The organism is Enterobacter sp. UPMP2060, from assembly GCF_053709655.1.
Genome location: NZ_JBSKJQ010000001.1, coordinates 805881 through 821307, shown reverse-complemented (window position 1 = coordinate 821307; position 15427 = coordinate 805881). Strand labels below are relative to the sequence as shown.

General features: G+C 47.4%; 13 protein-coding genes and 1 pseudogene. 6 read left to right on the top strand and 8 right to left on the bottom strand.

The features are described 5' to 3' along the window. Positions 1-477: 477 nt before the first annotated feature. From ydgH to folM, 3 genes are all read left to right on the top strand, one after another. Positions 478-1422 (top strand): DUF1471 family protein YdgH, encoded by a 945-nt coding sequence (ydgH, locus tag ACWKXN_RS04055; RefSeq protein ID WP_033145347.1) that lies wholly within the window; start codon positions 478-480, stop codon positions 1420-1422. Between the two features lie 185 nt (positions 1423-1607). Beyond that, positions 1608-2990, top strand: coding sequence for an amino acid permease (locus tag ACWKXN_RS04050; RefSeq protein ID WP_217072866.1), 1383 nt, complete (start codon positions 1608-1610; stop codon positions 2988-2990). Between the two features lie 39 nt (positions 2991-3029). Beyond that, positions 3030-3752: a dihydromonapterin reductase gene (gene folM / locus ACWKXN_RS04045; RefSeq protein WP_033145346.1), complete on the top strand. Its 723-nt coding sequence runs from the start codon at positions 3030-3032 to the stop codon at positions 3750-3752. Here the strand turns inward: folM and ACWKXN_RS04040 are convergent. Then, a complete protein-coding gene (locus ACWKXN_RS04040) occupies positions 3749-4084 on the bottom strand; it encodes a GlpM family protein (protein WP_028017326.1) in 336 nt (111 codons plus the stop codon). The two genes, folM and ACWKXN_RS04040, sit on opposite strands and share 4 nt — an antisense overlap. Positions 4085-4212: 128 nt before the next feature. Between ACWKXN_RS04040 and rstA the strand changes: the two genes are divergently transcribed. The 3 genes and pseudogenes from rstA to ACWKXN_RS04025 form a co-directional block, all read left to right on the top strand. Beyond that, positions 4213-4929, top strand: a complete 717-nt coding sequence (gene rstA / locus ACWKXN_RS04035; protein ID WP_021241154.1) for a two-component system response regulator RstA — start codon at positions 4213-4215, stop codon at positions 4927-4929. A 253-nt stretch (positions 4930-5182) separates the two neighbouring features. Beyond that, positions 5183-5443 carry a hypothetical protein gene (locus ACWKXN_RS04030; protein ID WP_048980408.1) on the top strand — a complete coding sequence of 87 codons (261 nt, stop codon included), beginning with the start codon at positions 5183-5185 and terminating at the stop codon, positions 5441-5443. A 365-nt stretch (positions 5444-5808) separates the two neighbouring features. Next, positions 5809-6475: pseudogene (locus tag ACWKXN_RS04025) on the top strand (IS3 family transposase); the annotation flags it as partial. A gap of 61 nt (positions 6476-6536) precedes the next feature. Here the strand turns inward: ACWKXN_RS04025 and ACWKXN_RS04020 are convergent. The 7 genes from ACWKXN_RS04020 to ACWKXN_RS03990 form a co-directional block, all read right to left on the bottom strand. Continuing rightward, complete coding sequence (locus ACWKXN_RS04020; protein WP_454543341.1) at positions 6537-7175, bottom strand: helix-turn-helix domain-containing protein; 639 nt, start codon at positions 7173-7175, stop codon at positions 6537-6539. A 181-nt stretch (positions 7176-7356) separates the two neighbouring features. Beyond that, positions 7357-7701 carry a helix-turn-helix domain-containing protein gene (locus ACWKXN_RS04015; protein ID WP_454543340.1) on the bottom strand — a complete coding sequence of 115 codons (345 nt, stop codon included), beginning with the start codon at positions 7699-7701 and terminating at the stop codon, positions 7357-7359. 242 nt (positions 7702-7943) lie between these two features. After that, positions 7944-8582, bottom strand: coding sequence for a helix-turn-helix domain-containing protein (locus ACWKXN_RS04010; RefSeq protein ID WP_454543339.1), 639 nt, complete (start codon positions 8580-8582; stop codon positions 7944-7946). Between the two features lie 392 nt (positions 8583-8974). Continuing rightward, positions 8975-12070, bottom strand: coding sequence for an autotransporter outer membrane beta-barrel domain-containing protein (locus ACWKXN_RS04005; protein ID WP_454543338.1), 3096 nt, complete (start codon positions 12068-12070; stop codon positions 8975-8977). A 47-nt stretch (positions 12071-12117) separates the two neighbouring features. Continuing rightward, positions 12118-12711 (bottom strand): DUF1120 domain-containing protein, encoded by a 594-nt coding sequence (locus ACWKXN_RS04000; RefSeq protein WP_182931882.1) that lies wholly within the window; start codon positions 12709-12711, stop codon positions 12118-12120. A gap of 10 nt (positions 12712-12721) precedes the next feature. After that, positions 12722-15142, bottom strand: coding sequence for a fimbria/pilus outer membrane usher protein (locus tag ACWKXN_RS03995; protein ID WP_454543337.1), 2421 nt, complete (start codon positions 15140-15142; stop codon positions 12722-12724). 12 nt (positions 15143-15154) lie between these two features. Continuing rightward, positions 15155-15349 (bottom strand): hypothetical protein, encoded by a 195-nt coding sequence (locus ACWKXN_RS03990; RefSeq protein ID WP_454543443.1) that lies wholly within the window; start codon positions 15347-15349, stop codon positions 15155-15157. Between the last annotated feature and the right edge of the window lie 78 nt (positions 15350-15427).

The window sequence follows — 15427 nt, the reverse complement described above, 5'->3', positions numbered from 1 at the left end:
TCAATTTTCGCCATCGCGCGAGCGACGAGAGATGATTAACCCCGGAAAATAAAACAGTAACAAACTGTCTATAACCTACTGAAAATAGCGCCCGTGATCTACCGCCAGAAAACACTATTTCTTACTTTATCTGTGAAAAATAAGCGATCGGCGTCACTGACAGTGATATTTACCTTAAATTAACTGCCAGAACCGATAAATCGCGCAAGCGAAGCGGTAAAAACATGATATAGCGCCATAAGAGAACAACTTGTTAACATTAAATTAACTTGTAAAAGTCATATGCTTTATCAGTTTTACTTGTCAAACGCGTGTTTTTTCAACATATCACTAAATGTTATCGAATTCGGTGATTCAGTAAGCACAGGCAGTGAAAAATGGCGCAGACAGCGACGGGTTTTAAATGCAATAATCGGGACCGTCTCAAATTAACAACAATACCAGTACATGGTTTGCGCAAGGCGAAGGATCATTTTTATGAAGCTTAAGAACACACTCCTGGCGTCCGCACTTCTTTCCGCGACCGCCCTGTCTGCGAATGCCGCAACAGAGTTAACGCCGGAGCAAGCGGCAGCGTTAAAACCTTTTGACCATACGGTCATTGTGGGTCGTTATAATTCTATTGGCGACGCTGTCGCCGCTGCATCAAAAGCCGCTGACAAAAACGGGGCGGCCTCGTTTTATGTCGTTGACCAGTCCGATTACGGCAACAGCGGTAACCTGCGCGTAACTATCGCGCTGTTCAAAGACAATGCGCCAAAAGCTGACGCACCGAAAAACCGCGTGATCAACGGTGTTGTTGAACTGCCGAAAGATCAGGCGATTGAGCTGGAACCTTACGACACCGTCACCGTTCAGGGCTTCTATCGCAGCCAGCCTGAAGTGAACGATGCCATCACCAAAGCCGCGAAAGAGAAAGGGGCCTACTCTTTCTTCATCGTGCGTCAGGTCGATGCTAACCAGGGTGGCAACCAGCGTATTACCGCGTTCATCTATAAAAAAGATGCGAAAAAACGTGTTCTGCAGAGCCCGGATGCCATCCCGGCAAATTCAGAAGCAGGTCGCGCGGCGATAGCGAAAGGCGGCGAAGCAGCGAAGAAAGTTGAAATTCCAGGCGTAGCAACGACGGCTGCCCCAAGCGCTGAAGTGGGACGTTTCTTCGAAACGCAGTCCACGAAAGGTGGCCGTTACTCCGTTACGCTGCCTGACGGTACCAAAATTGAAGAGCTGAACAACGCCACTGCAGCGCAGATGGTGCCGTTCGACAGCATCAAGTTTACCGGCAACTACGGCAACATGACGGAAGTCTCTTACCAGGTCGCGAAGCGTGCGGCGAAGAAAGGGGCGAAGTACTACCACATCACCCGCCAGTGGCAGGAACGTGGTAACAACGTGACCATCAGCGCCGATCTGTACAAGTAACAAAATCGTTGACGAAAGGCGGCGCAATGCCGCCTTTTTTTGTTACTTTTTTTGAATTTCTGCCTCACGTCATTGCATGCATTCGTTACACTCCGTAAAATCCCGCGCCTTAGTGTGATCCACCATTTTTATGCGCCTGAGCGAAATAATTATTCTGGATTTTGACCTTTCATAACAGGAAGCCAATGGAAAAGAAACTTGGCCTGAGTGCTCTGACTGCACTCGTTTTAAGCTCAATGCTGGGTGCGGGTGTATTCAGTTTGCCGCAAAATATGGCGGCCGTTGCCAGCCCTTCCGCGCTCATCATTGGCTGGGGCATTACGGGTGTCGGCATACTGCTGCTGGCCTTCGCCATGCTGCTGCTCACCCGCATTCGTCCGGATCTTGACGGCGGCATTTTCACCTATGCGCGTGAAGGTTTCGGCGAGCTGATTGGCTTCTGTTCCGCGTGGGGATACTGGCTGTGTGCCGTTATCGCCAACGTCTCTTATCTTGTGATCGTCTTCTCAGCGCTCAGTTTCTTTACCGATACGCCTGAGCTGCGCCTCTTTGGCGACGGAAATACCTGGCAGTCTATTGTGGGCGCCTCGGTGTTATTGTGGTTCGTCCACTGGCTGGTGTTACGTGGCGTACAAACGGCCGCCAGCATCAACCTGGTGGCGACGATGGCGAAACTGGTTCCGCTCGGCCTGTTTATCGTTCTGGCCTTCATTGCGTTCCGTATGGACGTTTTCAAGCTTGATTTCAGCGGCGTTGCGCTGGGCGTGCCCGTCTGGGAGCAGGTGAAAAACACGATGCTGATTACCCTGTGGGTGTTCATCGGTGTTGAAGGCGCGGTCGTGGTTTCTGCCCGGGCCAGGAATAAACGCGATGTGGGCCGCGCCACGCTGCTGGCAGTTCTGGCCGCGCTGGGGGTCTATCTGCTGGTCACGCTGCTGTCGCTGGGCGTGGTGGCGCGTCCTGAGCTGGCTGAAATGCGTAACCCGTCAATGGCGGGCCTGATGGTGAAAATGCTTGGCCCCTGGGGCGACGTGGTGATTGCCGCAGGGCTGATCGTCTCCGTCTGCGGCGCTTACCTTAGCTGGACCATCATGGCGGCTGAAGTGCCGTTCCTGGCCGCGACGCACAAGGCGTTTCCACGTCTGTTCGCCCGTCAAAACCAAAACAGCGCGCCGTCGGCATCGCTCTGGCTGACCAACATCAGCGTTCAGGTCTGTCTGGTGCTGATCTGGCTCACAGGTTCAGACTATAACACCCTGCTGACCATCGCCTCGGAGATGATTCTGGTACCCTATTTCCTAGTGGGTGCGTATCTGTTAAAAATTGCCACACGCCCGGCGCATTATGTCGTGGGTGTTGGAGCCTGTATTTACGGCCTGTGGTTGTTGTATGCTTCCGGGCCTATGCATCTGCTGCTGTCGGTAGTGCTGTACGCACCGGGTCTGCTGGTCTTTATCTACGCTCGCCGCACGCATCAGCTGGAGAACGCGCTGAAGCGCCGTGAGATGGCCTTAATTGGACTGTTACTGGTTGCTGCCCTACCGGCAACCTGGATGTTAATGGGATAGCATCGCCTTTCCCATTGTTGAACTGTAAAGGAGAATACGATGGGAAATGCACCGCTTCGCCCAATACTGATTACCGGTGGAGGCCGCCGTATCGGCCTCGCCCTCGCCCATCACTTTCTCAACCTTCGCCATCCGGTCATTGTCAGCTACCGTACGGAATACCCGTCGATTGAAGGGTTACGCAAAGCCGGGGCGGTCTGCATTCAGGCTGATTTTTCGACCGATGAAGGCATTCTGGCTTTCGCGGAAAAGGTAAAAGCCACCACGACGGGACTGCGCGCCGTGATCCATAACGCCAGCGCATGGCGTGCCGAAAAACCCGGTACGTCACTCAGCGAAACGCTCTCCGCCATGCTGCAGATCCACGTCAATGCCCCTTATCTGCTTAACCACGCTCTGCAGGATCTGCTGCGCGGCCATGGGCACGCGGCCGGCGATATTATTCACTTCACCGATTATGTAGTTGAGCGCGGCAGCGACAAGCACATCGCCTACGCGGCCAGTAAAGCCGCACTGGATAATATGACGCGCTCGTTCGCCCGCAAGCTCGCGCCCGAGGTGAAGGTAAACGCCATCGCCCCGGCGATGATTTTGTTTAACGAAAACGATGATGCGGAGTATCGCCAGCAGGCGCTGAATAAGTCGCTCATGAAAATCGCGCCGGGCGAGAAAGAGGTGATCGACCTTGTGGATTACCTGCTCACCAGCTGCTACGTCACGGGCAGAACCTTTGCCGTGGACGGCGGCCGCCCGCTGCGCTAGTGAAAACGGCTCCAGAAGAAAATTAGCACCCAGGCGCTGAGTCCCCAGCAGACCACCGCCCCGCTCAGCGCCAGGGGAAGACGCAGAAAACCGGTGAAATACCACAGCGAAAGCAGGTAGAGAAAATACGGAATGATAGACCACATGCCAAACACGATGGTCGTGCGTAACGCTTCCGTACCCCGCTCAGAAGCCACGATATAGTGGGCAATTAGCGCAAAGGTCGGAAACAGCGGGATTAGCCCGGCAATGTAGTAGTTTTTCGTTTTTGCCAGAATGCCAATCAGTAACACCACCAGCGCGCCCAGTGCGGCTTTGATTACCAGCCCCATACTTTTCCCTATAACAATCAAGTAACAATATGAGCCAGAATAACGGAACCGGCGTTAATTTTGAAAGATTAATGGAAGGTTAAGGTTCCGCGGTGTATGTTGGCTTTTTTCACGAAAACAGACGCTGTATGAATAAGATTGTTTATGTTGAAGACGAACCCGAGGTCGGGCAACTGATCGCCGCCTATCTGGGTAAACATGATATGGACGTCATTGTTGAACCTCGCGGCGATCGTGCCGAAGAGGTGGTCGTCCGTGAAAACCCGGATCTGGTACTGCTGGATATTATGTTGCCAGGCAAAGACGGCATGACGCTCTGCCGTGACCTGCGCGCCCGGTGGGAGGGTCCTATCGTCCTGCTCACCTCACTGGACAGCGATATGAACCACATTTTGTCGCTGGAGATGGGCGCCAATGACTACATTCTGAAAACCACACCGCCTGCCGTCCTGCTTGCCCGCCTGCGCCTGCATTTGCGCCAGCACGCCAGCATCGAACGCGAAGCGCCCGCGCCGTCTCTGACGCCGCACAAAGCGATGCGCTTCGGTACGCTGTCTATTGACCCCATTAACCGCCAGGTGCTGCTCTCCGGCGAGCTTATTGCCCTCTCCACCGCAGACTTTGACCTGCTGTGGGAGCTGGCAACGCACGCCGGGCAAATCATGGACCGCGACGCGCTGCTGAAAAACCTGCGTGGCGTGAGCTATGACGGAATGGACCGCAGCGTTGACGTGGCGATTTCGCGCCTGCGCAAAAAGCTGCAGGATAACGCTACCGAGCCCTACCGCATTAAAACCGTGCGTAACAAGGGTTATCTGTTTGCTCCGCACGCCTGGGAAACCTGATTCCGTTACCTGGCTAGTATAACGTGCGCGAAATGAAGGTATTACGCAGCAATGCCCTCTCTTTCGCGCGTTTATTTTTACGTTTGCGCAACAATTAACTTGCTAAGCACGCGAACTATCCCATACTTAAATCTTCATCCATCCTTTCTACAGCCAGCACTGCCCCGGCGACATGCAGACTCTTTTTTCACCGTGAAGCTCTCACGATACCTCTCCCATAAAATCTTGAAATGAGGATTTAAGCCCATGAAATATGTATAGCTACAGTCAGGTAGAAGCCATCAAAACCAATCTGGAATGGATTGCTAATCAGGCCGCGCTTAACCATCCTTCTCCCTCGCGCCCCGATCAAAAAGCGCTCTTTGATATCCTTGAGCTCATCCAGACTTACGAAATACTTCTGGATTTAATTAACGAATTCGGTACCGATGTGATTGATATGCACATTGCGGAAGGACTGGCCGTAACGGAAACACTCATCGCCAAGTTAAAAAACAGCGCGATTGCCATGTAACACGTTTCACAGACATGAAAATATCGACGGGTTTTTATGTATATTCTGCATATAGCGTTTTTTTGGTGAGATTCAATGAAAAGCTGTTTGTGCAGTTTTAGTGTGCAGAAATTTGCAATTCATTGAAAAATGAATATTCATATTAATTTCAATGAGTTATATCGAAACATTTAACGGACATCTACGGAAGTTTAAGGCCTTTTTGGTGCCCCTATCGATGTCCCTTCTTTCAAAATGCCCTCAAAATTTCCCTATTTTGTGTAGCACCATCCGATTTAGCGGCCCCCTCTTTACCACCTTACTCACTGCCATCATCATGCACTTGTTCCAAAATCATAAAATCGTTGGACACCTCTGGACTGACCAAGTACTGCTTTATCAATGAGCACCGCACTGTATGGGGTGTGATGTCGATGTGTCGGGTACTGAATGTCGCCCAGGCCGGGTTCTACGCGTGGCTGCACAACCCGGTCTCGGCGCGTGATAAATATAACCAGCGTCTGCTGACGCTTATCCGTGATTCATATTCACTGAGTCGAGGCGTATACCGTTACCGGCGGGTTCATGGCAATCTGAACGAAATCGGGGGAACCTTCGGCAAAAAGCGGGTGGGCCGTGTTATGCAACTGAACCGGATTAAAGCCGTTCATGGCTATAAAGCGCCACGGCGTATCGCCGGCCGACCTTCAGTGGTTGCCCCTAATAGCGTGCAACGGCAGTTTACCGTTGTCCAGATCAATCAGGTCTGGGTCACCGACATCACGTATATCCGGGCCTGGCAGGGCTGGCTGTATCTGGCGGTGGTTATCGACCTCTTCGCCCGTAACTTGGTGGGCTGGTCGATGAAGCCGACCCTCTCATGCGAACTGGCACGGCGAGGTTGTTGTGCACTCAGCCGAGGGCAGCCAGTACGGCAGCGACGTCTGGCAGCGCTTCTGTCGGGCCAATAACCTCGCATCCAGTATGAGCCGGCGTGGCAACTGCCAGGATAATGCGGTGGCCGAATCGTTCTTCAGTTCAATACACGCAGAAATTTCATTCCGGTTATGAATGAAAATTCTTGGGAAAATAGAGACATCCATAATTAATCGCTTCAATACTTCTCCGGCAACATATTGATTTTAATCAACAACCCCTTATTGATGGAAATATAACCCCCTGCGTTTAGATCTGACAAAATTTTCATAATACCGCTACGGGATAAAAAAGTTCTTCTTTGGATATACACCACTGCAGGTGTAGTAGCTCTGACATCGAAGCTTTCATTATTCAGTGCATACAACTGATTACAGATAATTTTGTAGGTAGATAATCCGGTATAATTTCTAAGATTTTCATACAATCTTGAGGATACGTACATTAAAACAAAAGAAACACTTTTCCAAAGAAGATTCGCTTCAGTAAAAGTTAGAAATTCATCTAATGGAACCTGGAGGTATTTAATATCTGTACTTGCCTCGATGATAAAGTCAAGTTTAAAGGGAATAATTTCATTTATGCCAATAATATTTGGCGCATTTAAAGTTGAGATGACTAATGTATCTTCCGCGCGGGAAACTACGCATGAGCCGCTAAATAAAAAGAAACACATTGGCTTACCGTTTTTAATTGCTTTAAATCGTGTTTTAGCTGGTGCATTTTTAACGGGGTAATTGATTTCTAAAATATTCAAAATATCCTGAATGTATTCAGTAGGTTTAAGATTCGAAACAGGTATTGGAGTTTTCATCATAATATCCCTTATAAGTATCCTACTTAATAGTATAGTCACCCAGTAGAATATATGCATAAAAAATATTAAGATTATTTCATGTAGATATATAGAGGCATGTTATCTCCATCAAAGATGGCCTCGAAAAGCATCCACGTAGTCAAGAGAAATGCTATAAGCATTAATTTTAATGTTTTAGAATTCAAGAACACCTAGACCTTACTGAACGAGGATTTTTTATAGGTGAAAAACCATATCTACTTTGATAAATACCCGTGAATATGCATAGATCGAGGATGCCTTTCAACCCATATTTTTGCATCAGATTTCTTCTGTGGGTATACACTGTCTTAATATTAATGTTCATTGCCTCAGAAATACTTGCAATTGAATGCTCTTCATAAAATTCGCTTAATAATGCACGTTCACTTTCAGTAAGCCAGTTACATTTGCATTTGTTGTATTCATATTTTCCTGGACTTCGTTTCGCTAAAAACGCAGATTTAATCTGAGTATCAATAAGTAGCTCTAATTTTGGGGGGCACATGCATGCTCAATAATATCGTGTTCGTTAAACATAGAGAACGTTTAGCAGCATCATGTAAAACTTCATCTTCACAAAACATTATAATCAAACAATTCTCTGGACGATTGTAAAGAATGTTTTGGCATAGATGCAGTTCCCCATTTGCAACAGACCTAACTATAATATCCGCATTAGAAATTTCATTATCAATTAAATTATAAGAAAAATTGATGCTTGCATTTGATATTATTCTGGAGATATTTTTAGAATTTCTTTGGAAGCATATTTATCTTAATTAAGAGCCCTTTTTTAATAACAATATAACCTCCCTTCCTAAGTGAAGATAATGTTTTCATTATTCCACTTCGAGAAAGTGAAGTCCTGTCCTGAATATATTCTAAAGCAGTAGTAGTTGCTCTTATCTCGAAACTCTCATTATTAAGAGATGTTAGGAAATTGCATATTAACTCATAATTACTGATGCCAACATTTTCATATTGATATTCGATAAAACGTGTTGATGAAATCATTAGCATATATGCCATGTTTTCCCATAATAGATTCTTGCCAATATAGCTGAATAATTCATCAACTAAAGCCATACCATATTGAATATCACCAACTGTTGAAATAATCACATCTGATTTCGCATGAAAGATATCATGCAGGCCAATAATCCCGGGTGCCGTAATTGTTGATAATACCAACGAGTCTTGGTTTCTTTTCACTAGACAGGTTCCGCTGTATAATAAAAAACATATCCTACGCCCATCCTTATCAAGGCAGAATCTTTGTGACTCTTTGCCATTTTTTATTCCGGTAAATAATTTTAAAGATGAAAAAAGCTCTTGAATGCGATCCATGCATTGAGCGTTAACTGCCACCTTGTTGATATCATACATATTAATCCCTCTATTAACCAATATATATCCACGAATATAAATACATTACACTCGTCTACGCCATGAGCTATCGGAGTCGATAGTATCTAATAATCATTCTGATTGAGAAATTATCATCAACCTAATTCTATAATCTTAGTGCAGCTTTATATTGCGGAATAAAAAGACATCGTTCATGAAAGTATTTACCATCTAAACAAAGTTGAAAGTGACTTACTCATCTTATAGTTTCTTTTAATTTTAATTGTATGTCTTTATGATGACTTTAATTAACACTTGCAAATGCCTATCTATATAAGTAACGATTATTTTTTTAAAACACCCCTACTTTTCAACATCATTATTACAAACAGTACAATGAGTTGCGCAGGACTATTAGTCCTGCGCTTATTTTAAAAAGTCCAGCGGGAACCCAAGCTCCCCCTCAGAGGTGACTCGGATTTATCGCTGTAAGAATAACTCGCATCTGCGTATATTTGTACAAACGGGGTAATTTGTGCAGATAAACCTGCACCGTATTCAGTCCGAGTTCCAGACATATCATTATTGAAGTGATTACCATTTATGCGGACTGTATTATGGTCAGAGAACTCCTGAATGACTGCAGCACGAATCCACGGCTGTAGTTTCATACCATTATCCAATTCAAGAGTGCGTCCCAATACACCATTCATCCCCGCCTGCTGAGCAGAAGAACTTTTGCTTTCAGTATGTAGACCGTTGCTGTAATCGTATGCAGCAGCATCAATCCATAGTGCTGACAACTGAAGCGATGGTTCAACGAACCAGCCATCATCCAACTTGATTTGGCGACCACCTTCTAACGACAGACCAAACCCTGGAGTATTAAAACCACCTTTAGTTCTCACTCCATTACTCATACGAACTTCTGCATGACTGCTAAAGTTGTTTGCTTTGGCAACAGTGTCAATGTACCAGCCATCTTGAAGCAGCCATGTGCTATATCCACCTACAAAGAAGCTGTTAATTGTTCCATTGCTATTATTATCCAGATCCATTTTGCTCTGACTGTAGCCCATCAAAAGACCTGTCAAATTTTGTCCATTTTCCAACTCGTGTGGACTGTCAATACCAACAGTAAAACCTGACTGGGTTTGTTTATAGGTTGAATCATCACGTGGCTGAACGTGGCTTTCATTACCAATAAGGCGAATCCAAGCACCACCGCTACCATAACCTTCTCGAACTTCGCCCATACGCTGGCGCAGCGTTGATAACTCGCCATACCATGCTGCTGGAAGAGCGTTGAACATGTTTAGAGCCGATTTTGCAGTTGGTGTCAAAATAGGGTTTGAAACAGGTTTTGGTTCCGGTTTCGGAGTTGGATCTGGCTTAGGCGCTGGATTTGGATCCGGACTTGGCGGGATACTCTGCTTCTGCGCTAGCACCCAGTCATTACCGCGATGTTCAAGCCCGTATTCATACGTGCCAGCATCAACCGCACCTCCATTCAGCGTAAATTGAGCGTCACCGCCTTGAGTTGCCACCACCGTAAGAGCGCGATTGTCCTGTACCGGTTCGCGGCCGCTGTTAACAATATCCAAAGCATGACTACCGCTAGTATCGCCTTTTACTACGATAAGGTCGCCTACCATACTGGCCAGGTCGGTATTCATATTGAATCCGCCCTTACCGCTGAGATTGTCTAAAGTCAGGGTGCTAAAAGCGCTTCCGGTATGGGTAAAATTAACAATACCGTCTTGACTTAAATTGCCAAATGACGAATCTCCTGTCATGTTCCAAAGGCTGCTACTATCTAACGACAATGAGCGAATGGCAGAAATTTTACCTGTAAGACTAGAATTTTTTGCTAAAGCAACATCCACCAAATTAGCCGTGCTGGTCCGAATATCTCCTGTTAAAACGACATCGCCCGTAGCCTTTAGGCTTACATTGCCGCTGTACAGCGGATCAGTGGTATTACCTGCAAGACTATCAAGCAGGATTCCATTGCCCCCCGTCACTTGCGTGCCGTTTTGAAGATTTAGATCCAATGGCGCACCTAAAGTCTCAATTGCAGTGCTTTTTTGCGCATCCAGTCTAACGTTATCCATGCTAATGGAGCTGCCAGCGCCAGCAGATGCCGCCGTAGCCACGATGCCCCAGCTGTTTGTACCGGTAGTGGTTAAGGTTGAATTACTGATGTTGGCTGTACCGCTGCGGACCCACAGCGCGTGCGCATCATTAGATGAGGTCATCAACTGGAGGTTATCTGCCTTAATCGTTGAACCTGCGTTAGATAGCAGCCCCACCGCGTTGGCACCTTTGGTACTGAGTTCGACGTTTTTGATATCGACCACGCCACCTAATGAGGCGTTGATTCCATGGGCATTCACCCCTTCGGTGTTGATAATCAGGTTTTCACCATTTACCTGAGAGGAACTGTAGATCCCTGAACTGAATTTGCCGGTAGACGTTAATAACAAATCCTTGAGGTTTGTGGTGCCGAATTGTGCGTCTACGGCGTGAGCATTTACGCCTTTAGTTGTTATAGTGGCTTTATCTACGTTAACAACCGCATCTTCCCCGCCAACCCAGATCCCGTCGGCGTAATCACCCGTGGAAGAAATACTCCCCCCATCCATATTGAAGGTACTGTAGCGATTGACATTAACACCCTGACCGTCGTTTGTTTCGATTTCAGTGTTTTTAAGAGTGACATTACCACCAAGGATATAAACAGCATCACCATGTTCACTGGTTATTTTGCTGTCGGTGAGCATCAGGGTTCCTATATTTGCCCCCCCAGCATTGTAAACGTCGATCCCTCGGTTATCATCTGATGAGGTAATCGTAACTTTCTGCCCTGTTACTGTACCATTGCCCAGCATAATCCCTGCTTTAGTACCCGCGCCAAGAAGCTTAATATCAACGTTATCGAGTTCAGCATTTGCAGTTCCAAATGTAGAATAGGCTAATGATATTCCCTGACTCCCCGCACCAGAAGCGACAATATTTACATTGCTTGCAACAAGCTTGCCTGCTGAGAGTGTTACGCCCCCTCCCCCTCCGCCACTCGCATTAATTGTCAGATCTTTAATTGATGCTTGTGCTTCATTTGAACCATTAACACCATAGCTGTTAGTCCCGGCAGCGTTAATAACGCCGCCAGTCATGTTCAGGTTGCCGCCAACCAGATTCACAGTATGGGCTAGGTTTCCGTTACTGCTCAAAATCCCTTGGTTCACATTGATAGAGCCGCCATTCTTTGCGTAGGCGGTAAACAAGTTATTACCTGTCGAGACAAAGTTCAGGAACGGACTTGTAGTCTGCAGGACACTATTCGCTCCTTCTGCATATAAAGGATAATCCTTTGCGACGTTACTGCTGTAGGAACTAGTAACATCTAAAACTGCCCCTGCCGTTTCGCTCCATGGAGTTGCAGCAAGTGACGAAGCAGATATCGCCCCGGTTGAGATAGCAAGGAGAGTACTCCTCGACAGGAGTGATCGCCTGAAAGTATTCATATCATTTCCTTGATGTATGAGGGGGGTAAAACCCGGACGTTAAGGCACTAATCAACTAACTCGAACGAAATATTGGATGTGTTGGTTTGTCGACTCGATACTCTGGCTCCTGTGTCAGTTAACACGGGCTGAATTTCCAGCAGTACAATGAAAGCCTTCCCCTGCACGGCCTGATTACCCCTTACAGCAGAAAATGTCTGTTCTGGTAACAGCGCCAGCGAATCCTTAGGAGACCCCACTAGACTTCCCGACGGCATGCTGAGCCCAACTTGCACATCAAGGCCATCAAGTTGCGCCTGTACGATTCGTACCTGCACTTCACCCGACTCCCCGTAACGGAAACCGCCGTGTACGTTACGATCGCCCATGACCTTGATGCTCATGTTATGGGTATACGGACAAACTACCGACAGCGATACCCGGCGCTTGCCCAGTGTTACTGACTGGCTGCGATCGCTAATGTCCTGCATTTCCCAGCGGGATTTGGCGCCATAGTCAAGGTCAGTGGTGCTGCTGGTTATCTGGCAGCGAGCATCCGGAACCAACGGCTGCGGCATAGTTTCTGGAGTTAAGGCATGTTGCCCCGCCAAGCTCGTAAACGTAGCCAGAGATAAAAGCACGGTTAAAAATGTGACTTTCATTAATATTTCCTCAATTGCATATTGCGTTGGCAGTTTCATAAAGTTCGTTAGGGGCTGCTTTCGAAGGCAACTTTGGAGAAAAGCGGCATTGCGTTACGCCAGATGACTGAACGTCGTATTGCATGTTTTCCTGAATATCAGGAATGAATACTGCTCCGTTATCCCCAGCGATGGTTACGAAATTGCCTTTGTTATCAAATACACTCGAACCATGCTGAATTGGTTTTCCTGAAGCATCTTTCAGAGATACAAGTACGCGTCGGGTACGTACCACATCAAAATTGACATAGCTAACCGAACCACGGGCGGCTTCTGTTTCTTGCCAGGAGTTAGCTATATCGATATTTTTATCAAGGCTTCTGGTATCCACTTCAATGGTAGATTTGCGATATCCACTAATGGAGGGTATGACTGCGTAACCGCGACCATCAGTCCATGTTGGGCCGGCTGGCGTTTCAATCCGCACTCCACCTTGATCTCCAACTTTGGCAATACCAAAGGTGTCCCCAACGCGGTATGGAGAAACTGTTACGCCGTGGTTATGTGCAACAATGCTCCCGCTTGCACGGCCTGACCATGTGGTGTCTACGCCGCTTTCCTGACTTACGCTGCCGCTCAATTGGCTGTATGGCGTAACGCCATCCATCGAAGCGCCATAAGTGGTACTGTTATTACGGAAGTCTTTATCGCTTGAGATACTCCAACCACGATCTTGGGACGAACGATCGCTATAGCGAACACCAGCTCGCGCACCTGAATTAGAATTGTTGTAATATGAGCTGACGCTTCGACTTCCAAATGGGATGATTATGTTGGCGTAGAGGCGATTATCACCATTGTCATTGCCGGTGTTACTTTCCACGCTTACGCTAAGATATGCCTTCATAATCTGACGACTCCAGCTACCACTTAGATAGTTTGAGTTTTCACTATTGAAGCTGGTTGAGCGCGACCATGAGGCAGATAGACTGCCTAGCGTTTCTTGAGACCAATTAACTCCCAATCCATACTGATTCCGAATATTGTCCTGCATATCCAGCGGATCATTTTGCACTGCATCGCTCAGTTCACGATAACCTTTGGTCTGTTGGGTCAGATTAAGGCTTACTCCCACTCTTTCCGTTAGTTGTTGGGATAGTGACGTGGCCAGAGAAATACCTGTTTCACTGTGATGCGTATCTTGGGCACCTGTAAGCTGTGTCGACAATTGCGTTCCCGCAGATGGCTGCATGTCAAGACTTGACGCTATAGCTTTATAAAGATTAGAACCCAGGATCCCAGCATTCACAGTGGTACGTTCGTTGAGCAGCCATCCAGTGGCTGCGGTGCCAACAACGGGAGAAGTATCACTGCCTTGCTGATCTAGCTTGCCTGCGCCAAATGAAAACCCAGGGGTAATTGCCGGGCCATTACGCAAAAAAGTTGTAGCCGGCACGGTAAACTGCCGTTTATCCCCATTTTGTCCTGTGAGGGTGACATCCAGGTCAGTACGCGTATTCAACAACGAAAAACCATCAAGCTTGAACGGACCCGCCGGGACGGTTGTGCTGTAGACAAGCGCGCCGGACTGACGAACTTCGACTACCGACTGAGAATCGGCAATACCTTGAACAAGCCCAGCACCGCGTTTTGAGTTTTGTAACGCAGTTTCTGGGAAAATCTGGGCCCCCCAAACCTGTCCCGTACCAAACATAGAGTTTGATAAGGAAATTTGGCCTGTCTGCAAAACTTGTTTTCGTTCCGCCAAGGTTTTCTGCGCATACGCTGCTGAATGCTGCGAGACATTTTCACCATTGAAGCGTGAAAAATTCTGGCGACTACGAAAAATCCAGTCACGCACATTAAAGCCCGCTTCGCTGTCGATTTGCGCATAATCCGTGTTGGAAGAAGACATATATTGCGCATCGTAATTAAGCACACCGGCAGTACCATCATGCGTCCAGTTACCAACAGATGGATCAGTGGAAGAAACAATTGCCTGTTGCGGAACAACAAGCACGACCGCCGCCTCACCCGGATCAAGAGTGACAACAGCCGAAGGCCAGATCGTTTTCAGATCGAAACAGTCAGATCCTTTGTCGTAATTTTCAGGTATGCCTATACCCGCTTTTTTAAGAAAATCAGGATCAGCGCATAGTTGACCATTATCATCAAAACGAGCCGTAACTTTGCCGCGTTCTGCTCCATTAATCGTCAATTTAACAGGGGTTACACCCGGCATGAAACGTGGCGCATGAGCAAACATATCGGCTAGCTTAGGATCAACACCTCGTGCTTTCATCGCTTGCACATCGAACTGAATGCTATCGTCATCTGATGCGGTGTCAGCCGCTTTCACCATTGTCGGGAGAGTAATTGCAGCGAAGACTGCTAATGAAAGAGCAGATCGCACAGGCATACCTTTACGAATGCGACGTACTGAAATAATCAATTGGAATTCCTGTTAGCGTGTCAAAGCTGCGTCGTAACTTTCTACGGTGTAACCCCAAGTGGTGGCAGGCGAAATACGGACCTGGGTAGCGATACCTGTGCTTTTGCCGCCATCGACCTGAAGCGTACGGGTTTGGCCTGGGAGAACGTATGTACCATTCATCGTCCAGTTGGTTTTATTTGGCAATGTCGTAACCCCTTGGCCCATTCGCACCACGTAGGGTGAAGGATTTGTTACCGTCAATGTGTTACCTGACTGTTTCCAGACAAGACGTTTCCACGGAGC